This is a genomic window from Hungatella hominis (assembly GCF_014288005.1).
GTDB classification, from domain to species: Bacteria; Bacillota; Clostridia; order Lachnospirales; family Lachnospiraceae; genus Hungatella; species Hungatella effluvii.
Genome location: NZ_JACOPB010000007.1, coordinates 14,051 through 40,797, shown reverse-complemented (window position 1 = coordinate 40,797; position 26,747 = coordinate 14,051). Strand labels below are relative to the sequence as shown.

The following is a 26,747-nucleotide window of genomic DNA, read 5'->3' as shown; positions in this document are numbered from 1 at the left end:
CACGAGAAATGTAAGAGATTTCACGTAAGCGGCCAAAGGATGTCCGCTAAATGCTCATAACGAGGAGGGAGAAGGTTGGGGAAAGCAGTCGTAAGTAAAAACAGAAAGGTGAGAAATGGGCCCGGTATCAAAACTTATATATGGAAACACAAGTATCTGTATCTGATGCTGGTTCCGGCAATTGTCTATTACATCATCTTTTGTTACGTACCAATGTATGGGGTGACAATCGCATTTAAGGATTTTAACCCGATGAAAGGAATTATGAGGAGTTCCTGGGTCGGCTTTGAAACATTTCAAAAGCTGTTTTCTATGGAAAAGTTTTATTCGGTGTTCTGGAATACCATAAGGATCAGCCTGATCCGTCTGATATTCGGTTTCCCATTTCCGATTATCATTGCTCTCATGTTAAATGAACTGCGCCACCTGCGGATGAAGAAAGTGATTCAGACGGCCATCTACATTCCCAACTTTATATCATGGGTAGTTCTTGGCGGTATTCTGACGAGTATTCTTTCCATGGATTCGGGAATTGTCAACGGAGTGATCAAGAGTCTCGGCTTTCAGCCCATCGGATTTTTGACGGATGAAAAGTTTTTCGTGCCGACCATGGTAGTGTCCATGATCTGGAAGACCTTCGGCTGGAATACCATCATCTATCTGGCCGCAATTACAGGCATCGACACCCAGCTCTATGAGGCGGCGACCGTGGATGGCGCCAACCGGTGGCAGAAGCTCGTACATATTACGGTTCCCTGTATTCGTTCCATCATCATTGTAATACTGATTACCCGTATCGGAAGTCTGATGCAGGCCGGATTCGAGCAGATCTTCGTTCTCTACCATCCGGGTGTCTACGGGACAGCGGATATTATCGACACGTACGTATACCGAATGGGCCTTCAGGACGGAAAATTCGAACTGGCCACGGCGGTCGGCCTGTTTAAATCGGTCATTAACTTCGGCCTGGTAGTGGCCGCCAATAAGATTGCAAGAATGTCGGGAGAGGAGGGAATTTACTGATGCTGAGATTGAAAAAACAAGAGGGAGGAAGCCATGTTAAGGTTTCCGCAGGAAGCAAAGTCTTTGATGTCGTCAATGTGACGCTGCTGACGCTGCTGGCTCTGACGACCTTTTATCCCTTCTGGGACTGTCTGGTGGTGTCATTTTCCTCACTGAAAAGCTATCTTGCGACCAGTATCCATCTGTGGCCTTCCGAATGGTCACTTGACGGCTACGCCTACATGGTGAAGAATATAGAACTGTGGACCTCCTACGCTAACAGCCTCTTCATAACAATTGTAGGTACTCTGATTAATATGACGATCACGACGATGGCGGCCTATGTGCTGTCAAAGAAGGATTTAAAGGGACAGCGGTTCTTCATGTTCCTGGCGGTGTTTACCATGATGTTCTCAGGCGGTATTATTCCGACCTATATCGTGGTTAAGGACCTTCATCTGATGAATTCCCTGTGGTCCATGATCCTTCCATCGGCGATCAATACCTACAATCTGATTATTTTACGCAATTTCTTCATGGATTTACCGCTGGAGCTGGAAGAGGCGGCGCTGCTGGACGGCTGTACGGAAGTTGGAGTCCTGTTCCGTATCATGCTTCCTATCTCCAAACCGGCTCTGACGACCGTTACGCTCTTTTATGCGGTGGATCACTGGAATGACTTTTTCTCGGCGATCATGTATATCAACAGCAAACAGGCGTGGCCGCTGCAGTTGTTCCTTCGTTCCATGCTGTTTCAGAACGATGCAGCGTATTCCAGCGGAGGCGAGAGCCTGTTCCTGCTGGGGCAGCCGATGAAGATGGCTGCGGTTATGATGGCGATTATTCCGATCATGTGCGCCTACCCATTCTTCCAGAAATATTTTACAACAGGAATGACGGCGGGGGCGGTCAAGGGTTAGTACTACCTTGCGCAAGGTTGTACTGGAAGTGTACCAGGAACACCCGAAATACGGTAAACAGCAGATTTATATAAAAGAAAGAGAGGGTATGTAATGAAAAAAAGACAGGTAATGAGTTTGGTACTGGCGGGAGTTATGGCAGCCTCTTTAACGGCCTGCGGGGGCCAAACCGCGAAGACAGCCGGTAAGACGGAGACGAAAGAGGCATCTGGCAAGGAGGCAGCTTCTTCAAAATCAGAGGATAGAGTTCCCATTCACTGGCTGACAACAGGTGATGGGGCAGCGAAGGCGATCAAACCGGATGACCGGATTGTGGCAGCCATTAATGAAAAACTGGGCATTGATCTGACTGTAGAGATCGTGCCGGAGGCAAATACGGAGAAGGTTAATGTGGCCATGGCTTCGGGAGATTTTCCGGATGTTGTGACGGGAGCTTATGGAACAAGCGCTACGAAGCAGTGGATTGATGACGGAATGGTAATTCCGCTGAATCAGTATTTTGACACGAAGCCCAATATAAAAGCATGGCTGGAGAATGACTACCAGTGGTCTGCTATCGACGGGAACTACTACGGACTTCCATTTATTACGCAGTACAGTGCGGCCAATTCCCTGATTGTTTTCAGACAGGACTGGCTGGATAAGCTGGGGCTCTCTTATCCGAAGACACTGGATGATATGAAAAATACGCTGATTGCATTTACAAACGATGATCCGGACGGCGACGGAAAGGCCAATACTTATGGATATACCGCTGAGAAACCGAGCAGCACAACAGGAGGCACGCCGTTTGACTGGGTATTTTTTGCCTACGGTCTCCCTTATGCCGACTACTCTGTTAATGCGGGCGGAGAGGTCATTCCATTTTTCGAAGATCCCTCCTTTATCCCGGCGATGAATTATATCAAGGATTTATGGGATATGAAAGTGGTGGATCCGGAGCTGATGCTGAATGATAATCCGAAAAAAGAAGAAAAATTCTATCAGGGTAAATGCGGCTCCATGCTAGCGCCATTGTTCCGCCATGTGACACGCCATGAAAACAGTGTAAAAGAGCTGTTTCCGGACGCTTCTATTAGCTACGGACTTCCACCGGAAGGACCGGACGGCGCAAGCGGATTGAATAAGCAGGGGAAAAACGGCATGATGACCTGTATCACCACAGCGTGCAAGAACCCGGATAAGGCGGCTGAATTTGTCGATTTCATGGTTTCTAAGGAAGGCAATGACTTACTGAGACTTGGTATTGAAGGAATCCACTATACAAAAGACGGAGACACCATCACCTTTAACGAAGAAGAACGTGCAAAAGACGCATTTGCAGATGACGGCTGGGCCCATGCTCTGGCCTGGGGCTCCTTCTACTGGCCGTTAGAGAGCGGATATATTCCGGTATCCGATCCCAACAGAGAACGTGCTCTGGATACCGTAAAGGTAGCTACAGAGTGCCAGATGCCGAATTTGATCAAACAGAAGACCCCGGCGGAAATTGAAAATGGATCCGCAGTGAATGACGTATTTATCCAGTATTTCTCCGATATGCTTCAGGGAAAGATTTCCATCGAGGATGGCGTGGTATCTCTTGGGAAAGAGTGGAGAAACCAGGGCGGCGATGAGATCTTAAAAGAAGCCAATGAGATCTACAAGTCAGAAAAACAGGTGGAATAATCGATGAGAAAGAAACCAAATATACTCTTCATACTTACAGATGATCAGGGGGCCTGGGCAATGCATTGCTCGGGCACCCCCGAGCTTTCTACCCCGAATCTGGACAGAATAGCCGCTTCGGGGATGCGTTTCGACAACTTCTTCTGCGCCTCGCCGGTCTGCTCGCCGGCCCGTGCGTCACTCCTCACCGGAAAGATTCCGTCGGGCCACGGTGTCCTGGACTGGATCCGGAGCGGAAGTGTGGACGCGGAGAAATTTGCCGCCCAGGGAAAAGAGAATCCCTATGCGGACGGCTATAAGAATGAGCGGAAGCCTATCGCCTATTTAGACGGGCAGACTGCCTATACGGACATCCTGGCGGAGGACGGATATCACTGTGCCCTGGCGGGCAAATGGCATCTGGGGGACAGCGTGACGCCCCAGCATGGATTTGAAAAATGGTACACTATCGGTCTGGGCGGCTGCTGTTATTACCATCCGGACATTGTGGATCACGGGGAGATCACGGTGGAGCACGGCAAATACGTGACGGAACTCTTCGCCGATAAGGCCCTGGACTATTTAGAGGAACTGGCAAAGGAGGAGGAACCGTTCTACCTGGCTGTGAACTTCACAGCGCCTCACGCCCCATGGGGAAAGGAGCACCATCCGGCCAAATGGATCGATTTCTATGAGGACTGTGATTTTGCCTCCATTCCGGATATTCCGGACCATCCCGATTTGCTGACCGGGCCGGTCTACGGTACGGAAAAGAGGAAGGAAAATCTGCGGGGCTATTTTGCGGCGGTCAGCGCCATGGATGAGCAGGTAGGAAGAATTTTAGACGCCCTGGAAGAGAAGCATTTGACAGAGGATACCATCGTGATTTTCTCTGCGGATAACGGCATGAGTATGGGGCAGCACGGAATCTGGGGAAAGGGAAACGGAACCTTTCCTATGAATATGTACGATTCGGCAGTCAAAGTGCCGTTTCTTATATCTTGGCCTTGCCATATCGCTCCCGGAAGTGTATGCTGTGAGATAGTGAGTGCGTATGATTTGTTCCCCACACTGCTGGAACTGACCGGCCTGTCTGACCGGTTCCCGGAAGGTCTTCCGGGGAAGAGCTTTTCCAGCCTGCTTACCGGCGGGGAACAGGAGCGGACGGGAGAGATCGTCGTGTTTGACGAATATGGCCCGGTGCGGATGATTCGGAACAGAGAATGGAAGTATATCCACAGATATCCCTATGGAACGCACGAACTCTATCACCTGACCGACGACCCGGGAGAGACAGAAAACCTCTTTGGGCTTCCGGAGTATGAAGCTAAGGTTCTGGAGCTGAAGAAGCAGATGGAAACGTGGTTTCTCAAGTATGCGGATCCTGCGATCGACGGGGTAAGGGAAGGTGTGACAGGATCGGGACAGCTTTGCAGACCCGGCCTTTACGCTGTACGCACAGATGTATATGGCCCGGTGGGGACGTAAAGTAGTGCATGTTTGGAAACAGAGGAGAGAAATCATGGCAGTACAACCGAATTTTTTATTTATCTTTATGGACGATATGGGCTGGAGGGATCTGGCCTGTACCGGCAGTACCTTTTATGAGACGCCCAATATTGACCGGCTTTGCAGGCAGGGGATGGTATTTGCCAATTCCTACGCGTCCTGCCCGGTCTGCTCTCCGTCAAGAGCCAGCTATTTAACCGGACAGTATCCGGCCAGGCTGGGAGTGACGGACTGGATCGATATGGAAGGGACCTCCCACCCCTTAAGGGGAAAACTCATTGATGCTCCGTATATCAAGCATCTGCCGGAGGGGGAGTATACAATCGCTCAGGCGCTAAAGGATGCGGGATACGAAACGTGGCATGTTGGGAAATGGCATCTGGGAGGAAGAGAATACTACCCGGAACATTTCGGATTTGATGTCAATATAGGCGGCTGTTCCTGGGGCCATCCCCACGAAGGATATTTCAGCCCCTATGGGATCGAGACGCTTCCCGAAGGGCCGGAAGGGGAATATCTGACAGACCGGATCACGAACGAGGCGGTCCGCCTGCTGAAAGAGCGGAAGGCGTGCGGGAGCAGGAAGCCATTTTACATGAATTTATGTCATTACGCAGTACATACACCGATACAGGTGAAGGATGAGGACCGGGAGCGCTTCGAAAAGAAGGCGAGAGAGCAGGGGCTCGATCGGGAGACGGCCCTGGTGGAGGGAGAATTCCACCATACCGAGGATAAGAAGGGACGGCGCGTGGTCAGAAGAGTGATTCAGTCGGATCCGTCCTATGCGGGAATGATCTGGAATCTGGATCAGAATATCGGACGGCTGCTGGAGGCGCTTTCCGAGTGCGGAGAAGAGGAGAATACCGTGGTGGTATTTACTTCTGATAACGGCGGACTCGCCACAAGCGAAGGCTCACCCACCTGCAATCTGCCCGCTTCGGAAGGAAAGGGCTGGGTCTATGAGGGCGGGACCAGGGTTCCGCTGATTGTTAAGTATCCGGGCCACGTGGCTCCGGGGAGCCGGTGTGACGTGCCTGTTACGACCCCGGATTTCTATCCCACATTCCTGGAACTGGCCGGCGTACCGCAAAAAGCGGGCACTCCTATCGACGGAAGGAGCATTGTTCCTCTGCTGGCCGGTAATCACATGCCGGAAAGGCCTGTCTTCTGGCACTACCCACACTATGGTAACCAGGGAGGGACTCCTGCCGCTTCCGTTGTTCTGGGAGACTACAAGTATATTGAGTTTTTCGAAGACGGACGCGGGGAACTTTACGACCTGAAGGCGGACTTCAGTGAGACGAACAATATTTATGAAAAAATGCCTGAGATGGCTTCGCGGCTCCGGATGCTCCTGCATGGATGGCAGCGGGAGGTATGCGCCCGTTTCCCGGAAGTAAATGAGGCGTATGGGGAGGCGTGATGAAAGAGAACAGAGAATATCAGATAAAACTGATGAGCGCACTGGCGAAGGTATTTCCCGGACAGGAGCCGGAAGAGGACCCGTGCTGCACCGGATTTACGATGCTTCGCGGGGAGACGTTCAGCTTCGTGACCGCGTATACCTGCGGCGGCGGAAATGGCGGCCGGGGAAATTTCGATGCAGTGGTGCGGGTGGAATCACCGGCTGCAGAATACTGCCGTATCCGGGAGATCATCCCGGTTCCATCCTTACGTCCGGTAAACAGCTGCGCGGACAGCAATTATCTGCGCACACAGCCGGGAATGTATCCGGATCTGCTGACCGAGCCGGCAGGAGGTCGCATTACCTTCACGCCGGGCCAGTTTAAGAGCCTGTGGATTGATGTGGAGATTCCGGAGAACGGACCATATGGGGATATTCCTGTGGCTGTGGTATTTGCCTCGCCAGAGGGAGAGGAGCTGTGCAGGAGAGAGGCCTCCATAAAGGTGTACCGGACCATACTCGGTCCCCAGAGACTCCTGCGCACGGAATGGTTCCACGGAGACTGCCTTGCCGACTATTACCAGGTGCCTGTCTTTTCCGAGGAGCACTGGAGGATCATGGAGAATTTCATATCGGCTGCTGCGTCCAGGGGCTGTAACATGATCCTGACGCCGCAGTTCACCCCGCCTCTCGACACGGCGCCCGGCGGAGAGCGGACTACAATTCAGCTGGTGGGAGTAAAGGTGCTTCCCGGGGGCGGCTATGAATTCGATTTTGCCAGGCTGGAGCGATGGGTTGCCATGTGCTTATCCTGCGGCATGACCTGTTTTGAAATGTCCCATCTCTTTACCCAGTGGGGAGCCGGTCATCCTCCGAAGATCATGGCCGAGGAGAACGGGAAGGAAATAAAGCTGTTCGGCTGGGATGATCCGGCCGTGGGCGGACGCTACACCACATTCCTGGAGGCCTATCTTCCCAGGCTGACGGAAAAACTGCGGGAATTAGGCATTGCCGGGATAACCAGATTTCACATTTCCGATGAACCGGAGCCGCAGCATCTCTTATCCTATAAGCAGGCGAGAGAATCCGTGGCGCCGTATCTGAAGGATTTTGTCATCATGGACGCCATCTCCAGCATCGCGGTCTGCAGGGAGGGAGAAATCGACTGCCCGGTGTGCTCCAATGACCATATGGAACCATTTCTGGAAGCGGGCGTTACGCCTCTGTGGAGCTATTACTGTACAGCCCAGGATTATCTGGTCAGCAACCGCTTCATGGCCATGCCGTCCGCCAGATGCCGTATCTATGGCGCGCAGGTCTTTAAATACGGCATGGAGGGGATCCTTCACTGGGGATACAATTTTTATAATTCCCAGTACTCATTAAAGACCCTGGATCCCTACCGGTCCACGGATGCCGACGGCGCATTTCCATCCGGTGATTCATTCCTGGTGTATCCGGGGGCGGACGGAAAACCGGAGGAATCCATACGCATGATGGTCCTGTGCCATACGATGCAGGACGTGAGGGCCATGGAGCAGCTGGCCGATAAGAAGGGGAGAGAGTACGTCGTTGATATGCTGGAGGAGGATTTGGGAGAGCCCATCACCTTTAAGCGGTATCCGAAGTCGGATTACTGGATTCTCCAGATGAGAAACCGGATTAACCGGGAATTGGATGAAGATTAGTGTGTGTTTGTTTGTTTCAATCCACATTCTGAGTCCAGAATACAACACCCAGAATGACATGGCAGTGGGGGATATATGCCCGCCACTGCCGCTGAACTTGTTTTTGCGATTCATCTCCCAGCCTCTTCAGGTGGGAGATGAATCGCATATTTTGTTAAATTACATTGCAGAGAACCACAATGCTGTACTAGATACTACTGCAGCATAATCTTAATAATCTCTTTATCGGTCTGTTTCATGCCTTCTTTTCCAATGTATCCCACACAGCTGATCGTCTCGCCGGCGTCCTCCTGGAGAATGCCGCTGTCTGCCTGGTAGGCCCTGTCGTTCATGGCGAGATAGTGGGCCATCATGGCGGCATCCAGGCTTGTGGCGATCTTGGCGGCGCAGGAAATCTTCGCTCCGTCGCAGATGATGCCCGGGATATTGGCTAAGACATTCCCGATGGTGTTCTTAATCTGTTCCAGGGTTCCGCCCACCAGATAGGTGATGGCGGCTCCCGATGCGCAGGAAGCGGATACGGCGCCGCAGAAGGCAGACAGCTTGCCGATAAACTCCTTCTGATAGATGGTCAGCAGGCTGGAAAATGCGAGAGCCCGGTATAGACGTTCCTGGCAGATATTATTTTCCCTTGCATAGACAATGACAGGTACAGAGGAGGCGATTCCCTGGTTTCCGCTGCCGGAGTTGATCATGACCGGCATGTCACAGCCGCCCATTCGGGCCTCCGATCCGGCGGCCGCGTAGGCTTTCATGCGGACAGCCACGCCGTCCGGGTACGATTCCTTGATGATCTTTCCGATGCCGAGTCCGTAGCTTCCGGCCATTCCCTCATAGGCAATGTTCATATTATGAATGATGACCCGGTCCAGCAGCTCATGGATATCCTTAAGCGGTACCTGGTCTGCAAAATCCTTGATATTATCCACGGAGAGCAGGCTGCGGTCCGCCAGACTGCATCCGCCTTCCTTATGGTCTGAACTGAAAATCACTTCTTCGTCTTTCGTAATCTTCGTGATGTTGGTGTGGTCATACCGGATCTCCAGCGTTACAACGGAAGCGTCCTTATGCAGCTCCAGGATGATGTGCAGCGGAATCTCAGAATCCAGATATTCCACGGTACAGACTCCGTCTCTCAGCATAGCGGCCGCCGTCTTCCGGTCCTCATCTGTCAGATCTTCTAAAACTTCCATACATTTGGAGGCATTGCCTCCGACAATTCCCAGCATGACGCCGGCTTCGATGCCGACCATACTCTCTGAGTTGGGAATCGTGACACAGCGGACATTTTTAATCATGTTGCCGCTGCAGTAAGCGATGACTCTGTCGGGCAGGCAGCCCAGCACCTCTCTGGCCCTGGCTCCGGCGTAGGCCAGTGCGATGGGTTCAGTGCATCCCATGGCGGGGATCAATTCTTCAGCCAGTATCTTCAGGAATTCATCGTGTATTCTCTCGTTCATCATGAGTATCTTCACCTTTCCATTCATTCATATTGTAAGCAGGTAAATCAGCATGAAGCCCGAACAGGTAGTGAAATTCCTTGTGGCTGCTGCGCTGAATTAGGATGTTTTAATAATAAAAATTTATCAAATTCCGAATGGAAAGTCAATGGTTTTGGGGATATTGCATCGTTTCCAGCCACGGTTTGAGTTTCGGGCGACGTATCAGCCGATATTTTTATACAGGAAATGGATGAAACACTTTTTTTCTGATCTCCTAACAGATAATATTTTCTTTGGTATCGGTAATAATAGTGCATAAAACGTAAAATTGAAAAGGAGAAGACAGATGGAGACAGAAATGAATGCAGATATGATGTTAGAAGAGTATCGAAGGTATCTCATCTACAATGAGAAAAGTAAGTCGACAGTCAGTAAGTATGTACGGGATGCTGGTAAATTTCTGGATTTTTTGCAGACCTGTGGGGGAACGGAAGACAAAATAACGAAAGAAAACGCCATGCACTACAAAACAGAATTAATGGGAAGATATAAGCCTTCCAGTGTGAATTCCTTTTTAACCGCGCTGAACAGTTTCCTTACATTTTACGACAGACAGGAATGCCGCGTCAGGCTGCTGAAGATCCAGAAACGCGTTTTTACCGATCAGAACAGGGAGCTGACCAGAGAGGAATACATTCGACTGGTCGAAGCGGCCCAGATTGAGAAGAAAGACCGGCTGGCCCTGGTTATGGAGACGATCTGCGGGACCGGAATTCGCATCAGCGAGCTGCGCAATATAACAGCAGAATCCCTGCAGAGGGGGTATGCGAGCGTCTCGTGCAAAGGAAAGGAGCGGATTATCCTGATTCCTCTAAAGCTGAAGGACAAACTAAAAGACTACTGTATCAATAACGACATCCAGTCGGGAAGCATCTTTATAACCCGGACAGGTAAACCGATCGACCGCAGCAATGTCTGGACTGAAATGAACAAAATATGTGAGAGAGCAGGGATTTCCCATGAAAAAGTATTTCCCCATAATATGCGTCATCTGTTTGCAAGGACATATTATGGAAAACAGAAAGATATTGTGCATCTGGCAGATATTTTGGGGCACAGCAGCATCGAAACAACCAGGATTTATACTATGACGAGCAGTTGGGAATATGAAAGACAATTAAATGAAATGGGTCTAATAATATAAAAATACAACATATTACACATTATGTTGTGACAATTATACAACTCTTAGATTTTTATGTCAAGGATTTAATACGGTAAACTACATATTACACAATATGTAGTAAAAAAGGCCTGCGCTGTCATGTATTTGCGGCCTTTTTCCGTATTTGGAATAAATGCCGCTGTCCGAGCGCAGACCTGATCCTATTCGTTTTTATTGCCGCAAAGCCTTACAGGTTCTATAAAAAAATACCCTGTCGTATATTGACAACGAAACTTCGTTGCTGTATGCTTATCACAACATAATGTGTATTATGTTGTAAACCGAACTTGGACGGTTATTTCTCGGGCAGAATCAGAGAGCCGAGGCGGCATAATATTCCAATCATGCAGACAGGGCAATTGCGGACAGGTCTTTTAATCAGGTTATTTCAATCAGGAGGAGAAAAGATGAGAGGAAAAACATGGAAACTAGCAGCTGTTACACTGGGACTTAGTATCAGCGCGGCAGCAGCCGTCTACGCGCAGACGCCGGGATGGAGTTTAACCGGGGAGGGCTGGCGTTATATGTCTGTAGAAGGGCAGTATCAGGCAGCCAGATGGTTCCAGGATACAGATGGGCGCTGGTATCATTTTGACCAGAATGGAATAATGCAGACCGGCTGGTTTCAGGATGGCAGCGGCTTGTGGTATTTCCTGGCAACAGACACAGGAGCGATGAAGACCGGCTGGCACCAGGATCCTGATGGAAAATGGTATTTTCTCGCTTACAGCGGAGCCATGCAGACCGGCCTGATCAAAGTAGACCAGAAAGTATACTATATGGAACCGGGCGGAGCGCTGTTTACTGGGGATAAGGAAATTAACGGTGTGATCTATCACTTTACGGAAAATGGAACCGTAGGATCCGTACCTCCTGTTCCGACTGCGCAGGTGTGGTCCGCCAACGGAAACCAGACTTCCGGTTCAGACAGCAGTTCATCCAGGGAAAAAGTGCGGGTCAGGGACGTCGTACAGAATGACATCATAGATGCAGTCAATCAGACAAGCGGGAGCGAACACATAGCCAGCGCTTCCATTGACGGACAGAGCATTCGTGTGACTCCGGTTGCAGTTTCTACCATGCTGGAGGGACTTCCGGCTGCACAGTCGGTTTTTGAGGTGTTTCTGTCCTCCGGATATATCAATGAAGTGACAATCAGCGGTCCGGGAGGAAGCGCAGTGGTTCATGAGGCAGGCGACCTGGTGGGAGCGGCGAGAAGCCTGGGCTTTTCGGGAAGCGGAAGCTTTTCTCAGGCCAGAGGGTCCTACACGGTGACGGTATCCTATTCCGGAACGCTGGACTATGGTTATGAAGACGGAACTCTCGTATATTCCGTTGCTGTCAATTGAGTGACGGTCCTCTGAGATGATTCAAAGAACAAAATGTTTATCAGTAATCCTTTTTACATTTCTTTTATCCATTATATTTGTTTTGATCACACCGTTGACCGGCTGCGCCTCCGGATTAAATGCCAGCGAGCAGGAGCTGGTGGCAAAGGCCAAAGGTACGTTTGAATGGAATGGAAAAGAGTACCGGGCAAAACAGACGTATATCGACCAGCTGATCGCATACCTCTGCAGGGAGGATGTGGACTTAAACGCAGATACCTGCGCCGCCGCGGCCGCAGAAATGTACGGCAGTGTGGAACGCGGTGTGACGGAAGGCTATCTCTATGAAGTCGGAGGCAGTGGGGATACCGCTACAGATACCAGAGAAGCGATGGAGTCAGATGTGGGATCTCAGGAAGAAAAGGGCTATGGACAGGAAGGCTTGTCAGGAGATGAGGAGCGGTCCAACAAACAGCTTGGGGAGAGGTCTGACGAACCATTTGAGGAGTGGACTGGCAATAAGCTTGATGAAAAGTTCAAGAAGTGTGCTCCTGTTATTGTCCGGCTGCCGGGGTGTTGGTGGTTCGGAGGGAATCGTGCGGGAGGAGAGAACGCAGGAACTGGAGTTGGAACAGAAAATGGGTGGCTCCGTCTGTTAGATCCGACTCTTTACTGCCTGCTCATGGTGGGCGAAGCCGTGTGTTTACTCATTTTGATAACGGCATTGGCCCAAACTGCCAGGAACCGGAGCTTAAGGCGCCGGAGCAAGGTGAGAAAAGTGCTGCAGACGATTGTAATCTGCATGACGGCCGGCGCCTGTTTCCTTTCAGGACTGCTTCTATCGCTTCGCATTGGAGCATTTTCAGAACAGGCGGTGTTAAACCAGATCGAAAAGACTTCCTGGTACCAGACGGTTTATGACGATATGAAACGGGAGACATTCAGGACTCTGTCCTTGATCCAGGCGCCTGAATATGATTACGGGGACACGGTCAAGTATTCCAATGTGGTACTGACTGCCAGGCAGCAGGTAAAAGCAGAGCTTGAGGGAGAATCGCCGCACACTGATTTAGCGGGAGCGATGGAACCGCTGCGGTCTTTTGTATCTGCCGGTTACAGGCATGCATATCCGAATTCTGAAGTGGCTGCCGCGGGCATGGAGTACCTGATGAACGGCCTGGAGGCACGGTGTGAGAATCTGGTGCACTGGGCGGGGATGGACTGGTGGCGCCAGAAGACGAGGGATTTTGTGCGCTGGATGCCGGTTTTACTGGGAGGCGCTGTTCTGGTCTTTTCACTGGGGACCACAGAACTGATCTGCCTGAGCCGTTCCGGTTACCGGGCAGTCAATAGATTCGGAGCCAGCCTGTTTGTGGGATTTTTAGGCCTTGCCGTCTGCGGTCTTTTGCTTTGGCGATTCGGAGGGGATGGAACTGTATGGACAGAACCGGTCTATATGAATGAATTTGCCCGGTATCTGTCAGTCTCAGCCGGATACAGTGCACTTTCACTTGGAGGCATGGGCTGCTGTTTGTCAGCAATGGCATTCTATATATCAAAATGTATGAAGTACGAAAGATGAAGTCGGGAGGATGGCATGAGAGGAATGAGAAAAGGAAGAAATAAAGATAATAATGATTATCAGAATCATTTCGGGGGGGGGGGGGGTACAAAAATGCCGCTCGGTCTATTTGATCTCCACTGCCATCTGCTTTATGGAATAGATGACGGTGCCGTTTCTCTGGAGGAGTCTCTGCGTGCTGTTCAGATGGCGTGGGATGAAGGTATCAGCCATATCGTATTTACCCCTCATTATACACCGGGGAAGGTTTCGGCGGAGAAGGAAGTCATTGTAAAACGAATAAATGAGGTCAAAGAGGCCGCCGAAAATGCAGGGATTCAAGGCATAAAGTATTACTGTGGCAACGAAGTGCTCTGCGTTTCCGGTGTGGAGGAACTGTTAAAACAGGGCGAGATATTTACAATTGCAGATACAAAGTACGTGCTTCTGGAATTCTATCAGGGGGTAAGATACCAGGATATGTTTCAGGGGCTTTCTCGCGTGGTGAGAAAGGGATATATCCCGGTTTTGGCACATGTGGAGCGATATGTCTGCCTGTATCAGAGCGTGGAGAGAATAGAGGAACTGCGTGATTTGGGAATTGTGATTCAGATGAACACAGAGTGCTTTTTTCAGCGGATTCCGGACGTGCGGATGGTCTGGTACAGAAAATTGATGAAAGCCGGTTATGTCCAGTTGATTTCCACGGATGCACATGGCGCGGACAGGAAACCGCCGCGGATGAGAAAGGCGGTGGAATGGCTGGAACGCCACTGTGATCATGGGCTTGTGGAGCGTGTGCTCTATGAAAATCCTGCGAGGCTGCTGGAGGACCGGATACTATAAGAATTTCAGAGGGAGAACGATGAAAGATACAAGAGACGATGAGATAGAGATTGATTTGCTGCAGCTTTTCTGGGTGATGAAAAGAAGGCTGTGGATTATGATTCTGGCGGTTGTCGTGGGGGCGGCGGCGGCCATGCTGTACACAACAACCCTGATGGAACCGGTTTACACTTCTTCCACCATGATTTACATATTAAACAAGACAAACAATATTACATCGCTGTCAGATCTTCAGTTGGGAACACAGCTGACAAAGGATTATAAGGTGCTGGTGACCAGCCGTCCGGTTCTTGAGCAGGTGACAAGGAATCTGGGATTAGACATGAGTTATCAGCAGTTAAATGGGAAAATTACGGTCAACAATCCGGCCGATACGAGAATTCTGACTATTTCAGCCAGGGATACAAATCCAGAGACAGCACGGGCCATTGCCGATGAGATGGCATCGGTGTCGGTAGCGCGCATTGCCGAGATCATGGACTCGGTGCCGCCAAAAATCGTGGAAGAGGGAAATCTCCCCACAGCGCCTTCCAGTCCCAATGTGAGAAAGAATACGGTACTCGGCGGACTGGCGGCAGGAATCGCGGCCGCAGGCGTTATCATTCTGCTGTATCTGATGAACGACAGCATTCGGAATGCCGGAGATATCGAGCGCTATCTGGACCTCAACACGCTGGGGCAGATACCGGAATTTGAAGAAAATGAGAAAAGAAAAAGAAAGAAAAGCAAATGGGGAAGAAGGGCGGTGGAGTAAATGCAGAAGGTAGAATTTAATAAAATACCGCAGCTGGATTTCCGGACAAACGAAGCGTTCAAAACGCTGAGAACCAACATCACATTCTGCGGTGACGACCAGAGGGTGATCCTGTTTACCAGTACCATTCCCAACGAGGGAAAAACTTCAGTCGTATTCCAACTGGCGAGATCATTTGCCGAGGATGGGAAACGGGTGCTTCTGCTGGACGCGGATATGCGCAAATCCGTCCTGATGGGCCATTACCGCGTCGACCGGGAGACGAGAGGACTGAGCCATTATCTCGTAGGTCAGGAATCCGCCGAAAATGTCACTTACAGCACAAACATAGAAAACATGGAAGTAATTTTCGCCGGCCCGTCCACACCGAATCCGGCGGAGCTTCTGGGAAATGTCAGGTTTGAGGAGATGCTCGGCGAACAGCGGGGAAACTACGATTACATTCTGATTGACACCCCGCCTCTGGGCAGCGTCATTGACGCGGCGATCATTGCGCGAAATGTGGATGGAGCCGTTATCGTGGTGGAGAGCGGAGTCATCAGCTATAAGATGGTTCAAAAGGTAAAAGGCCAGCTGGAGAAGAGCGGATGCCGGATCCTGGGCGCGGTTCTTAACAAGGTGGACCAGGAGAATAAAGGCTATTACAGCGGGTATTACAGTAAGTACTATGGGAAGTATTACGGTTATGGGGCCAGCGGAAGCAGTGAAGAAAAACAGGCAAAGCGTTCCAGACGGCGCAAGTAGGATACGAAGGGGATAAAATGATAAAGACACGTATTATAGCAAATAAATGGTTCCGATCGGTATTATTTCTTATCTACGATATCTGTATGATTCAGATCTGCTCATTTTTAGCTCTTTGGATCCGGTTTGATTTGTCCACAAAATCCATACCCTCACAATATATAAGCGCAGTCAAGTCATACAGCGTGATTCTGACGGTGACGACCGTTCTTGTATTCGCTCTGTTCCGCCTGTATTCCATTATGTGGAGCAGCGCCGGGATAATAGAGCTGGAATCCATTGTTGCGGCCTGTGGTACAGCGTTTGTTGTTCAGATTCTGGGGATGAAGTTTTTGGAGGTTGAGCTTCCGAGGAGCTACCATATCCTGTGGCTTCTGTTTTTGACGGCATCAGTGGGGGTAAGCCGTATGAGTTACCGGGCTTTACGCCAGGCGGGTCGGCATTTGGGAAGAAAGCGCAATGTTGTGAAGCGGATTATGATTGTTGGGGGCGGCCAGGCGGGAGCGCTTCTGGTAAAAGAATTGAACGGCAGCGACAAAGCGCCGGGGGTTCCGGTCTGTATTATTGATGATGACAGGAATAAAACCGGAAAATATATGAATGGCGTTCCCATCCGCGGAACAAGGCAGGACATACCGGAACTGGCAGAAAAGTACAATATTGATGAAATCTATATTGCAATTCCTACAATAACCGGCTTAGAACGAAAAAAAATCCTTGAGATCTGCCAGAAGACAAAATGCAGTTTGAAAATTCTGCCGGGCCTCTACCAACTGATGAGCGGCGAAGTCAGTATTTCCAAGCTTCGGGATGTTGAGATTGATGATCTTTTAGGACGGGAACCGATCAAGGTCAATTTAGATGAGATCATGGGATACGTAAAAGACAAAGTCGTCATGATAACAGGAGGCGGCGGATCAATCGGCAGTGAGTTGTGCAGACAGCTGACCGGGCACGGAGTAAAACGCCTGATAATCTTTGATATGTATGAAAATAATGCCTATGAAATACAGCAGGAACTAAAACGGAACTGTCCGGACCTGGATCTAGTCACACTGATCGGATCGGTGAGAAATACGAACCGATTGGATTCTGTTTTTAAGACATATCGGCCGGACGTCGTATATCATGCTGCGGCGCACAAGCATGTGCCGCTTATGGAGGACAGTCCAAACGAATCGATTAAAAATAATGTAATAGGTACATATAAGACCGCCAAGGCGGCCATGAAATACGGAACGAAACACTTTGTCCTGATTTCCACCGACAAAGCGGTTAATCCAACCAATATCATGGGAGCCAGTAAGCGTCTCTGTGAAATGGTAATCCAGATGTGTAACAGTAAGAGCAGTACGGAATTTGTTGCAGTAAGATTTGGCAATGTACTGGGAAGCAGTGGAAGCGTGATCCCGTTATTTAAGAAGCAGATTGAAGCGGGTGGGCCGGTTACAGTTACAGATCCGAATATTATTAGGTACTTTATGACCATTCCCGAGGCAGTGAGCCTGGTTCTGCAGGCAGGAGCTTATGCAAAGGGCGGAGAAATCTTTGTTCTTAATATGGGGGAACCGGTGAAAATTCTGGATATGGCGGAGAATTTAATTCGGTTGTCTGGATATGAGCCATATAAAGATATTGATATCGTGTTTACGGGGCTGCGTCCGGGAGAAAAGATGTATGAGGAGCTTTTGATGGCAGAGGAAGGACTGCAGGGGACGAAGAACAGTCGTATTTTTGTGGGAAAACCGATCCAGATGGATTATGGTAAATTCGAGAACGACCTGCTCAGGCTTGATGAAGCAGCCTGGAATGAGACAACGGATATGAGGGAGCTGGTCCATCAGATTGTACCGGAATATCATTACCAGTAGAACAAATTTCAATTGGCTGAAATCGTCGCACTGCCGCGTTTTAGACTGATTGAATGATAGAAGAAACGACGTGAATCCGCCTGGAACAGGACGGAGTGGCGGAGCACGCCCTTGGGAGAGGATAAAGTATTCCATGCATTCAAGAGCGGTTGAGGAATTTATATTATGTGGTATGTGATACAGGTAAGGACGGGAACAGAGGAATCCATAAGGCTTCAGTGCGGGAAGTTGATAGACAGAGCGGCAATGGAACGGTGTTTTATCCCATACTGTGAGGAAATGAAACGCTACCACGGAGAATGGCATAAAGAGAAGAAGATTCTGTTTCCTGGGTATCTCTTTGTCATCAGCCAGGATGTGGAGGCGCTTTTTCTGGGCCTGAAAAGGATCTGCGGACTTACAAAACTACTTGGCAGCGGAAGCGTGATCGTTCCTTTAACAGCGGAAGAAGAACGTTTTTTGAAACAGATCGGCAATGATGATCAAATTGTAAACGTGTCGAAAGGTGTAATCGTTAATGGTCAGGTGATTATACTGGACGGCCCCTTAAAAGGACAGGAGGGGGTTATCTGTAAGATAGACAGGCATAAACGAAAGGCATGGCTGGAACTTCTCCTGTTTGGAAGAAAACAGAGAGTGGAGTTGGGATTGGAGATTTTGGGAAAAATGGCAGATGGTTCAATTTACAATGGTAAATGAAAAGATAGATTATGAGGGAGTAAAGAGTAATGGAAAGAGAGAAGTACTTATCAGATCCCAGGTTTCATGGAATAAAGCCATTTGAGAATAAAGTATGGCTTTCCTCCCCTACCATCCACGGTGATGAACGGAAATGGATAGATGAAGCCATTCGTACAAATTGGGTGTCTACAGTAGGTGTCAATATTAACGAAGTGGAACGTATGATAATGGAGAAGGTTGGACGTAAGTATGCAGTGGCATTGTCTTCTGGTACTGCGGCACTTCATTTAGCAGTAAAACTCTGTGGTGAAAAGCTCTATGGACGACCAAAGGCAGGTCACGGAACGCTTGAAGGTAAAAAAGTATTCTGTTCGGATATGACTTTTGGTGCGACAGTTAATCCGATAGTCTACGAGGGTGGAGAACCAGTATTTATTGATTCGGAGTATGATACTTGGAATATGGATCCAATAGCTTTGGAGAAGGCATTTGAGATTAATCCAGAAGTAAGATTGGTCATCTTGGCACATTTGTATGGTACTCCCGGAAAGATTGAGAAGATCAAAAAAATTACGGATAAACATGATGCATTACTTATAGAGGATGCTGCGGAGTCTTTGGGAGCTACATATAACAATATACAAACAGGCATGTTTGGAGATACAGCTTGTATCTCCTTTAATGGCAATAAGATTATTACCGGTTCATCTGGAGGCATGCTTTTGACTGATGTTGAAGAGAATGCTAATAAAGTGCGTAAATGGTCTACACAAAGCCGGGAAGCCGCTTCATGGTATCAGCATGAAGAATTGGGCTTTAACTATCGTATGAGTAATGTTATTGCAGGCATACTTCGAGGGCAGATCCCATATCTGGAAGAACATATCGCTCAAAAACGAGCGATTTATGAAAGGTACAAGGAAGGCTTAAAAGGATTGCCGTTGATGATGAATCCCTACGATAAGGATAACAGCGTTCCAAATTTTTGGTTGTCTTGTATGATAGTAGATTCTGGAAGCATGTGCAGACAGATCAGAGGAGAATACGAGGCACTTTATGTACCAGAGCATGGCAAGAGCTGTCCGACAGAGATATTGGATACGATTAGTATTATCAATGCTGATGGACGCCCTATCTGGAAACCGATGCATATGCAGCCGATATATCGAATGAATGATTTTGTGACTAGGGAAGGCAATGGCAGGGCTAATACAAATGCCTATATTGACGGTGCAACGATCGGACAGGATGGAAGGCCGCTGGATGTCGGAATGGATATTTTCCATAGAGGACTTTGTTTGCCAAGCGATAACAAAATGAGCATGGAGCAGGTGGATGGAATTGTTGATATTATCCATCGATGTTTTAGATAGGAGATATGAATGTACACAAAGCATTTTAAACGAAAAATTGATTTCATACTTTCCTTGTGTGCAATTATAGTACTTTCTCCGATATTCATTATTTTAATTGTTATCGGCGCAATCAAAATGAAAGGTAATCCATTTTTTACGCAAGAGCGTCCAGGCTGGCATGGAAAGATATTTAAAATGATAAAATTCCGTACTATGAGTAATGAGAAAGATAAAGCTGGAAATCTATTAGCGGATGAGATGCGATTGAATAAATATGGCAGATTTCTGCGCTCTACATCACTGGATGAACTTCCGGAAATCTTTAATATTTTAAAAGGTGATATGTCTATTATAGGGCCGCGTCCGCTACTGATTGAGTATTTACCGTGGTATACCAAAGAAGAATATAGGCGTCATGATGTCAGACCAGGTTTAACAGGCTGGTCACAAGTAAATGGAAGAAATAATCTGGATTGGGATCAGAGATTTAAAACAGATATATTTTATGTGGACCATATATCTTTTCGATTTGATTTAAAGGTTTTTTTCTTGACAATAAGGAAGGTTCTTGTACATGAAGACGTTGCAGAGAATACGCGGACTGTTGAACCAAATTTTGCAGATCAAAGACGCGAGCAAGCAGAGAAGGCAAAATAGAAAAGGAGTTTTCTGTAATAATGAATAAAAGTTTAGGACTTTTACAGCGAATTCTTGATTTTATAGGAAAAAATATTTGATAAAACAGGGAGTCAGGTAATGAATATTCTAATACTTGCAGTTGGAACAAGAAACAAAATTGTTCAATATTTTAAGAAAACTTTTGCAGGATCAGGGAAAGTGGTTGCTACGGATATTAGCAATTTAGCTCCTGCTATATACGATGCGGACAAGTACTATATTGTACCGGCGATTACGTCACCAGAATATATGGACTTGATTCTAGATATTTGCAAAAAAGAAAGTATTAATGGAGTTCTTAGTCTTATTGATCCAGAACTGAGTATGTTGGCAGAATATAAGGAGGCTTTTCAAGCTGTTGGAACAACAGTTATTGGTAGCTGTTATGAACTGTGTGAAATGGCTTTGGATAAATACCAGATGTATCAATGGTTAATCAACCATGGATATAATTGTGCCAGATCATGGCTGGATAGAGAGAAATTCTATAGTGCCATTGAGAAAGGTGAAGTTGAATACCCAGTTGTTGTTAAGCCAGCGAAAGGTTCAGCATCAATAAGCATATCTAAAGCCTACGACAGGGAAACTGTTGATATGCTTTTTGACCATGAGAATAATTTAATGATTCAAGAGTTCCTTAATGGGCAAGAAATTGGTGCAGATGTATATATCGATTTGATATCGGGTGAAGTGGTATCTATTTTTACAAAGAAAAAAATTAAAATGCGTGCTGGGGAAACAGATAAGGCCGTAACTTTTAAGAGCGATAAATTATTTGATCTTATTAAAAAATTTGTTTCAGAGGCTGGATACTGTGGTCAAATCGATATTGATATTTTTGATATTGCAGGCGAGTATTATATTTCTGAGGTCAATCCAAGGTTTGGCGGTGGATATCCACATGCTTATGAAGCTGGTTGTGATCATACAAAAATGATTTTAAATAACTTGCGGGGAAATATAAATCCTGGATGCATAGGAAGTTATGAAGAAGGAATTTATATGATGAAATACAACGAGGTAAAAATAGTAAGGATATAATTTATGAAAAAAATCGTGATTATTGATCATTTTAGCCAAACACCTGATGAACCAGGAAATAACCGATTTGTTTATTTAGCGGAAATGCTTATTACAAAAGGATTTCAAGTTGAGATTATTACAACGAGTTTTTCACATAAGGCAAAGCAACAAAGGGATTTACAAAAGGGGATGCTTGATTTGGTCTTATATGATTTTACTATGCTATATGAACCAGGATATAAAAAAAATGTTTGCCTTAAAAGGTTTTATAGCCATTATGTTTTTGGTGAAAAATTGAAAAAATATTTAAAAAAGATTGAGAAGCCAGATTTGATCTTTGCTTCTGTTCCATCGTTAAATGTCGGGGCGACTGCATCAAATTACTGTAGAAAGAATAATATACCATTTATTATTGATATTCAAGATTTATGGCCAGAGGCATTTAAACTGGTGATTCATGTTCCTTTTATTAGTGATATGATTTTTTTCCCTATGACTTTACAAGCCAATAACTTTTACGCACAAGCGGATAAAATTATTGCTGTATCTGATACATATAAGAATCGCGGACTAAAAAATAATAAAAAGGATCCAGATGGTTTATGCGTCTTTTTGGGAACGGATCTAAAAAAGTTTGATGAAAACAGTAAGTTGTTTTCAGTTGAGAAGCCTCCGAATACTATTTGGGTTACTTATGTGGGTACATTAGGACATAGCTATAATATAGAAATCATTATTGATGCATTAAATATCATTGCTGAAAAAGTTCAAAGACCGGTGAAATTCAATGTTTTTGGAGATGGTCCTTATCTAAACAGATTTAAAAAGTATGCAGCTGATTGTAAAATACCAGTGACATTTTTTGGTAGATTAAATTATTCACAAATGTCAGCTTATTTATGTAAATCAGATATTGCGGTTAATCCGATTGTAAAAGGAGCGGCACAGAGTATTATCAACAAGCATGCTGATTATGCAGCGGCTGGACTGCCAGTGTTAAACACGCAGCAATGTCAGGAATACCGTAACCTGATAAATGAGTATCAGTGCGGAATTAATTGCGACGTAGATTCAGTGGAGCAGGTTGCAAATGCACTTTTGAAACTTATAGAAGATGAAGAGTTGCGTAAAAAAATGGGGATGCAGTCCAGAAGAATGGCAGAAGAGAAATTTGATCGGGTTAATACATATCGTTTAATTGTTGCTGAAATAGAAAAGTTGGTATAGGAAAAATGAAAAAACTGTTGATTATGGCATCATTATTCTGGCCGCAAAAAAAAAGTGGAGGGCCCCCTGTTAGTGTTATGAATGTAGTTCAGTCAATAAAGGGAAGGTTCGATATTTATATAATTTCAAAAAATCATGAATTGGATGACGATCGCCCCCTTCCAAATATTCAAAATGGTTGGAATAAATTCGACTTTGGAAAGGCCTATTATGTGCCTAAGGGATATCATACTTTCAGCAATATTATGTCATTGATAGAGGAAGTAAAGCCGGATGTAATTTATCAGAATAGCTTTTTTAGTATGGACGATTTACTTCCTGTACTGATATATAAAAAAAAACATAGCAATGTGAAGGTTATTGTCGCGCCAAGGGGAGAATTTTATCCGGAACGGATTGAAAAGGGGAAGATAAAAAAGAATCTTTACTGTAAACTTTTTCAATATTCCGGCCTGTTAAAAGAGATCTACTTTCAAGGGACGGGGCGGGAGGAGTGCATTCAGGAAATGCGTTTGTTAGGAATTCAGGATAGATATATTCTGAACATACAGAATATTTCTACAATTATGAATTGCTGTTATGAGAAACTAGAAAAAAAACCGAATGAATTAAAGCTAGTATATATTGCGAGAATCCATCCCACTAAAAATGTCCTGAAAGCAATTAAATGGTTAAGAAAACTTTCAGGTAAAATTAAGTACGATATTTATGGTTCTATAGAAGATAAAGAATACTGGAAAGAGTGCCTGGCAGAAATTGAAAAGCTTCCTACAAATGTTACTGTAAAATACTGTGGTGTACTTGAACATGATGAGGTGCCTGCGACGATTGCTGCCTATCATGCATATTATATGCCAACTACTGGAGAGAATTTCGGACACTCTATTGTAGAAGCAATGCTTATTGGTAAGCCAGTAGTGATAAGCGACCAAACACCTTGGAAAGACGTAAATGGAAATGGTGGATATGTCATTGCGTTACATGATGAGGGCGGATTTATCCATGCACTTAACTCTCTGATGTGTATGGAAGCAGATGAGTATGACTCTATGTGTAATCAAATAAAAATATATATTACACAGAAACTGAATGTTAATGAGATTGTATCGCAGTATATAGAGGCTTTTAATAAGATAGAAGCGTGAAGGGGATATATGTTAAATAGAAATATAGCTTTTCGACCAAAAAAACGTGGATTATGGAAATTGTTCATATTTAAAATAAGAATAGCAGTAAAAGTTTTATTAACAGCATTTTTTGGGAAGTGTCCGCATTTGATTTCTGATAAACAACATTCAAAAATGCTTTTTACAGTTATGTTTGGCTATATTCCTGATTTTGCGCATCCGCGAACAATGAATGAGTATATTTGTGCCAATAAATTTTCTGATCAAAAACTTTCATTAAGTCAGTATACAGATAAGTATGAGGTTCGAAAATATGTTGAGAAGATTGTAGGAAAGAAATATTTGAATGATGTGCTGGGTATTTACGATAAGTTTGATCAAATAGATTTTGAGGTTTTGCCGAATTCTTTTGCTTTAAAAGCAACTCATGGGTCTTCTTATAATGTAATTGTGCAGGATAAAACTAAATTGGATAAAAAAGAGGCGAAAAAGAAATTTGATCATTGGTTGTCACAGAATTTCTATTATAAGGATAGAGAAAAAAATTATAAAATTATTAAACCGCGTATTATGTGTGATGCATTTCTTTTACCTGAAGATGGGGAGCTGGAGGAGTATAAGTTATTCTGCTTTCGTGGAAAAGTGGGATTTATTCAGCATAATAAGCAAATACTTGGGAGACGATATGATAATATTTTCGATTCAAATTGGGATATTGTGCCTGTGAAATATGGGTATGATGGATTTGACGGAGATGGAAAACCGGAAAATGGAGATACATTAATTGAAATTGCAGAACGTCTGGCAGTACCTTTTGAGTTAGTCAGAGTGGATTTGTACAATATAGATGGCCGGATTGTGTTTAGTGAATTGACATTTCATTCTGGAGGAGGATTAATTCCCTTTGAACCCAAGGAATATGATCGAAAATATGGAAAGATGTTAGGGTTATAAAATATGGATAGAGTTAATAGAAAAAATATTTTTGTAGCGGCTATCATGCACCACATACAGCACTATAATCCAGATAAGTATTGGAAAATGCGGAAAGTAGTCATTACTCCAGGCAGTGGAATACTATACAGAATAAAACAACTCTTTTATTTGTTTAGAATAAAAAGAATGGATGCTTTCAATAATGCTTCTATGGGAACCGATATTGGATTTGGAGCACATTTTGAAACGCCGCCTCATTTACAGCATGGACTGAATGGAATTATTATTTCACATTATGCACATATTGGAAAAGACGCATGGATTGCACAGCAAGTAACAATAGGCCAGGAAATTGATAAAAAGGTGGCTCCAATACTTGGAAACAATGTAATTATTGGTGCAGGAGCTAAAATATTTGGGGCCGTGAAGATTGGAAATAATGTAACAATCGGAGCAAATGCAGTGGTTACACATGATATGCCAGATAATTGTGTTTGTGGTGGAATTCCGGCTGAAATAATTAAATATAAGGATTGAGAACAATATGAAAATACTATTACTTGGCTCTCTAATTTCCACAGAACAGATGGAGTTGTTAAATAGAAACAGTAAAGAAAAAGCTTCTGTTGCTCCGGTAAATTATGAGACCATGTTAGCAAAAGGATTATCAGAGAATGGAGCAGAGGTGGAGGCACTTAGCATTCCAGCGGTAGCAGCTTATCCATATAGTATCTACAAACGAATAAATTCCAGGCATGAGGTGATTTTCAACAAAATTCATGTTCAATGGGTGCCATTCGTTAATGTTCAAGGATTGAAGCAGGTCACAATTAAGAAAAGTGTGGAGCGTTTGCTTAAATTATGGTTGAAGAATAATGAAGGGATAAATAATAAAGTTGTGCTGATGTATTCTATGTATCCATCATATTCGGAGCCAGCTATCCAGTTATGTAAAAAGTATGGCTGTCATTTGTGTGCTGTGGTACCGGATCTTCCTGAGTATATGTATTCTTGGAAGAAAATGAAAGGGATAAGGGGGGGATATTCTCAAAAAATAACGCAGCAGATGCTTCGATTACAGGGTGCCTGTGATAGCTACGTGCTGTTTACTAAGCCGATGGCGAAAAAAATGAAGATTGACAACAAACCATATCTTGTGTCAGAAGGTTTTTGCGACAAAAGCATTTTCGAGGATATTCCAGAACAGGAAAAATACGAAAAGAAAACTATTTTGTATGGTGGAAATCTTAGCAAATTGTACGGTATACATAACTTGGTAGATGGTTTTATGAAAACAAATATGGATGCCGAATTACATCTTTATGGCGCGGGAGCAGATGCTTCATATATTGAAGCATGCGCAGTAAAAGATCAACGTATTAAATTTATGGGAAGGGTTGAGCGCACGGAATTGCTAATAGCACTTAAAAAAGCTCATCTTCTTATAGTCAATAAACCTACGGATGACGATTACAGCAACTACTCATTCTCTTCAAAGATACTAGAGTATATGATATCAGGTACACCGATACTCACTACTAAGGTTAAAGGAATGCCAGAAGAATATTATCCATTTTTCTTCTTTATTGAAAATGAAACAGTTAATGGAATTGCAGATAGTATATTTCAAGTATTGCAAAAAGAACAAAACGAATTGTTGAGAATGGGTAAGTCTGCTGAAGCTTTTGCATTAAAGTCAAAAAATTATAAAATTATGGCGAAGCATATTGTTGACTTTCTTATGAGGCAAATTCAATTTTAATTATAAGGGAGTA

Annotated in this window: 23 protein-coding genes; 22 read left to right on the top strand and 1 reads right to left on the bottom strand. The window is 45.5% G+C overall.

The window, feature by feature from the left end; translation table 11 throughout:
• The first annotated feature begins 75 nt into the window (after positions 1-75).
• From H8S75_RS16270 to H8S75_RS16245, 6 genes are all read left to right on the top strand, one after another.
• Positions 76-1,023, top strand: a complete 948-nt coding sequence (locus H8S75_RS16270; protein ID WP_002601767.1) for an ABC transporter permease — start codon at positions 76-78, stop codon at positions 1,021-1,023.
• Positions 1,023-1,922, top strand: a complete 900-nt coding sequence (locus tag H8S75_RS16265; protein ID WP_187022546.1) for a carbohydrate ABC transporter permease — start codon at positions 1,023-1,025, stop codon at positions 1,920-1,922. Before H8S75_RS16270 ends, H8S75_RS16265 begins: the two co-directional genes overlap by 1 nt.
• Positions 1,923-2,015: 93 nt before the next feature.
• A complete protein-coding gene (locus H8S75_RS16260) occupies positions 2,016-3,590 on the top strand; it encodes an extracellular solute-binding protein (RefSeq protein WP_187022545.1) in 1,575 nt (524 codons plus the stop codon).
• A gap of 3 nt (positions 3,591-3,593) precedes the next feature.
• Positions 3,594-5,057 (top strand): sulfatase family protein, encoded by a 1,464-nt coding sequence (locus H8S75_RS16255; protein ID WP_187022544.1) that lies wholly within the window; start codon positions 3,594-3,596, stop codon positions 5,055-5,057.
• Between the two features lie 34 nt (positions 5,058-5,091).
• A complete protein-coding gene (locus H8S75_RS16250; protein ID WP_187022543.1) occupies positions 5,092-6,504 on the top strand; it encodes a sulfatase in 1,413 nt (470 codons plus the stop codon).
• The gene (locus tag H8S75_RS16245) at positions 6,504-8,174 is read left to right on the top strand and encodes a DUF4091 domain-containing protein (protein ID WP_187022542.1); all 1,671 of its coding nucleotides are present in this window, start codon (positions 6,504-6,506) and stop codon (positions 8,172-8,174) included. The genes H8S75_RS16250 and H8S75_RS16245 overlap by 1 nt, the downstream gene beginning before the upstream one ends.
• A gap of 194 nt (positions 8,175-8,368) precedes the next feature.
• Here H8S75_RS16245 and H8S75_RS16240 read toward each other — a convergent pair whose 3' ends face one another.
• Complete coding sequence (locus H8S75_RS16240; RefSeq protein WP_187022541.1) at positions 8,369-9,637, bottom strand: L-cysteine desulfidase family protein; 1,269 nt, start codon at positions 9,635-9,637, stop codon at positions 8,369-8,371.
• Positions 9,638-9,962: 325 nt separating this feature from the next.
• Between H8S75_RS16240 and H8S75_RS16235 the strand changes: the two genes are divergently transcribed.
• From H8S75_RS16235 to H8S75_RS16160, 16 genes are all read left to right on the top strand, one after another.
• The gene (locus tag H8S75_RS16235) at positions 9,963-10,820 is read left to right on the top strand and encodes a tyrosine-type recombinase/integrase (RefSeq protein WP_187022540.1); all 858 of its coding nucleotides are present in this window, start codon (positions 9,963-9,965) and stop codon (positions 10,818-10,820) included.
• Between the two features lie 428 nt (positions 10,821-11,248).
• Positions 11,249-12,190 carry a hypothetical protein gene (locus H8S75_RS16230; RefSeq protein WP_187022539.1) on the top strand — a complete coding sequence of 314 codons (942 nt, stop codon included), beginning with the start codon at positions 11,249-11,251 and terminating at the stop codon, positions 12,188-12,190.
• Positions 12,191-12,206: 16 nt separating this feature from the next.
• Positions 12,207-13,751 carry a tudor domain-containing protein gene (locus tag H8S75_RS16225; protein WP_187022538.1) on the top strand — a complete coding sequence of 515 codons (1,545 nt, stop codon included), beginning with the start codon at positions 12,207-12,209 and terminating at the stop codon, positions 13,749-13,751.
• Positions 13,752-13,844: 93 nt separating this feature from the next.
• Positions 13,845-14,576, top strand: coding sequence for a CpsB/CapC family capsule biosynthesis tyrosine phosphatase (locus tag H8S75_RS16220; RefSeq protein ID WP_187022537.1), 732 nt, complete (start codon positions 13,845-13,847; stop codon positions 14,574-14,576).
• Between the two features lie 19 nt (positions 14,577-14,595).
• Positions 14,596-15,330 carry a YveK family protein gene (locus H8S75_RS16215; protein ID WP_187022536.1) on the top strand — a complete coding sequence of 245 codons (735 nt, stop codon included), beginning with the start codon at positions 14,596-14,598 and terminating at the stop codon, positions 15,328-15,330.
• On the top strand, positions 15,331-16,074 hold the full coding sequence (locus tag H8S75_RS16210; RefSeq protein ID WP_187022535.1) for a CpsD/CapB family tyrosine-protein kinase: 744 nt from the start codon (positions 15,331-15,333) through the stop codon (positions 16,072-16,074).
• A gap of 17 nt (positions 16,075-16,091) precedes the next feature.
• Entirely contained in the window at positions 16,092-17,945 is a 1,854-nt protein-coding gene (locus tag H8S75_RS16205; protein ID WP_187022534.1) for a polysaccharide biosynthesis protein, read from the top strand.
• A gap of 165 nt (positions 17,946-18,110) precedes the next feature.
• Positions 18,111-18,644, top strand: coding sequence for an antiterminator LoaP (loaP, locus tag H8S75_RS16200; protein WP_187022533.1), 534 nt, complete (start codon positions 18,111-18,113; stop codon positions 18,642-18,644).
• Positions 18,645-18,673: 29 nt separating this feature from the next.
• The gene (locus H8S75_RS16195) at positions 18,674-19,999 is read left to right on the top strand and encodes a DegT/DnrJ/EryC1/StrS family aminotransferase (protein ID WP_187022532.1); all 1,326 of its coding nucleotides are present in this window, start codon (positions 18,674-18,676) and stop codon (positions 19,997-19,999) included.
• A gap of 9 nt (positions 20,000-20,008) precedes the next feature.
• Positions 20,009-20,638 (top strand): sugar transferase, encoded by a 630-nt coding sequence (locus H8S75_RS16190; RefSeq protein WP_187022531.1) that lies wholly within the window; start codon positions 20,009-20,011, stop codon positions 20,636-20,638.
• 99 nt (positions 20,639-20,737) lie between these two features.
• Positions 20,738-21,700: an ATP-grasp domain-containing protein gene (locus H8S75_RS16185; protein ID WP_187022530.1), complete on the top strand. Its 963-nt coding sequence runs from the start codon at positions 20,738-20,740 to the stop codon at positions 21,698-21,700.
• 3 nt (positions 21,701-21,703) lie between these two features.
• Positions 21,704-22,909: a glycosyltransferase family 4 protein gene (locus tag H8S75_RS16180; RefSeq protein WP_187022529.1), complete on the top strand. Its 1,206-nt coding sequence runs from the start codon at positions 21,704-21,706 to the stop codon at positions 22,907-22,909.
• A 5-nt stretch (positions 22,910-22,914) separates the two neighbouring features.
• Positions 22,915-24,054, top strand: a complete 1,140-nt coding sequence (locus tag H8S75_RS16175; RefSeq protein ID WP_187022528.1) for a glycosyltransferase family 4 protein — start codon at positions 22,915-22,917, stop codon at positions 24,052-24,054.
• 9 nt (positions 24,055-24,063) lie between these two features.
• On the top strand, positions 24,064-24,990 hold the full coding sequence (locus H8S75_RS16170) for an ATP-grasp fold amidoligase family protein (RefSeq protein ID WP_187022527.1): 927 nt from the start codon (positions 24,064-24,066) through the stop codon (positions 24,988-24,990).
• Between the two features lie 3 nt (positions 24,991-24,993).
• Complete coding sequence (locus tag H8S75_RS16165) at positions 24,994-25,509, top strand: serine O-acetyltransferase (RefSeq protein WP_207729162.1); 516 nt, start codon at positions 24,994-24,996, stop codon at positions 25,507-25,509.
• Between the two features lie 7 nt (positions 25,510-25,516).
• Positions 25,517-26,734: a glycosyltransferase gene (locus H8S75_RS16160; RefSeq protein WP_187022526.1), complete on the top strand. Its 1,218-nt coding sequence runs from the start codon at positions 25,517-25,519 to the stop codon at positions 26,732-26,734.
• Positions 26,735-26,747 lie beyond the last annotated feature (13 nt).

What these genes read in the sequence shown, in the direction of transcription:
- H8S75_RS16240 (WP_187022541.1), bottom strand. Translation starts at nt 9,637, where the DNA reads ATGATGAACGAGAGAATACACGATGAATTCCTGAAGATACTGGCTGAA.
- H8S75_RS16225 (WP_187022538.1), top strand. Translation starts at nt 12,207, where the DNA reads ATGATTCAAAGAACAAAATGTTTATCAGTAATCCTTTTTACATTTCTT.
- H8S75_RS16175 (WP_187022528.1), top strand. Translation starts at nt 22,915, where the DNA reads ATGAAAAAACTGTTGATTATGGCATCATTATTCTGGCCGCAAAAAAAA.
- H8S75_RS16265 (WP_187022546.1), top strand. Translation starts at nt 1,023, where the DNA reads ATGCTGAGATTGAAAAAACAAGAGGGAGGAAGCCATGTTAAGGTTTCC.
- H8S75_RS16180 (WP_187022529.1), top strand. Translation starts at nt 21,704, where the DNA reads ATGAAAAAAATCGTGATTATTGATCATTTTAGCCAAACACCTGATGAA.
- H8S75_RS16170 (WP_187022527.1), top strand. Translation starts at nt 24,064, where the DNA reads ATGTTAAATAGAAATATAGCTTTTCGACCAAAAAAACGTGGATTATGG.
- H8S75_RS16235 (WP_187022540.1), top strand. Translation starts at nt 9,963, where the DNA reads ATGGAGACAGAAATGAATGCAGATATGATGTTAGAAGAGTATCGAAGG.
- H8S75_RS16160 (WP_187022526.1), top strand. Translation starts at nt 25,517, where the DNA reads ATGAAAATACTATTACTTGGCTCTCTAATTTCCACAGAACAGATGGAG.
- H8S75_RS16245 (WP_187022542.1), top strand. Translation starts at nt 6,504, where the DNA reads ATGAAAGAGAACAGAGAATATCAGATAAAACTGATGAGCGCACTGGCG.
- H8S75_RS16165 (WP_207729162.1), top strand. Translation starts at nt 24,994, where the DNA reads ATGGATAGAGTTAATAGAAAAAATATTTTTGTAGCGGCTATCATGCAC.
- H8S75_RS16260 (WP_187022545.1), top strand. Translation starts at nt 2,016, where the DNA reads ATGAAAAAAAGACAGGTAATGAGTTTGGTACTGGCGGGAGTTATGGCA.
- H8S75_RS16195 (WP_187022532.1), top strand. Translation starts at nt 18,674, where the DNA reads ATGGAAAGAGAGAAGTACTTATCAGATCCCAGGTTTCATGGAATAAAG.
- H8S75_RS16210 (WP_187022535.1), top strand. Translation starts at nt 15,331, where the DNA reads ATGCAGAAGGTAGAATTTAATAAAATACCGCAGCTGGATTTCCGGACA.
- H8S75_RS16185 (WP_187022530.1), top strand. Translation starts at nt 20,738, where the DNA reads ATGAATATTCTAATACTTGCAGTTGGAACAAGAAACAAAATTGTTCAA.
- H8S75_RS16215 (WP_187022536.1), top strand. Translation starts at nt 14,596, where the DNA reads ATGAAAGATACAAGAGACGATGAGATAGAGATTGATTTGCTGCAGCTT.
- H8S75_RS16255 (WP_187022544.1), top strand. Translation starts at nt 3,594, where the DNA reads ATGAGAAAGAAACCAAATATACTCTTCATACTTACAGATGATCAGGGG.
- H8S75_RS16205 (WP_187022534.1), top strand. Translation starts at nt 16,092, where the DNA reads ATGATAAAGACACGTATTATAGCAAATAAATGGTTCCGATCGGTATTA.
- H8S75_RS16220 (WP_187022537.1), top strand. Translation starts at nt 13,845, where the DNA reads ATGCCGCTCGGTCTATTTGATCTCCACTGCCATCTGCTTTATGGAATA.
- H8S75_RS16190 (WP_187022531.1), top strand. Translation starts at nt 20,009, where the DNA reads ATGTACACAAAGCATTTTAAACGAAAAATTGATTTCATACTTTCCTTG.
- H8S75_RS16230 (WP_187022539.1), top strand. Translation starts at nt 11,249, where the DNA reads ATGAGAGGAAAAACATGGAAACTAGCAGCTGTTACACTGGGACTTAGT.
- H8S75_RS16250 (WP_187022543.1), top strand. Translation starts at nt 5,092, where the DNA reads ATGGCAGTACAACCGAATTTTTTATTTATCTTTATGGACGATATGGGC.
- loaP (WP_187022533.1), top strand. Translation starts at nt 18,111, where the DNA reads ATGTGGTATGTGATACAGGTAAGGACGGGAACAGAGGAATCCATAAGG.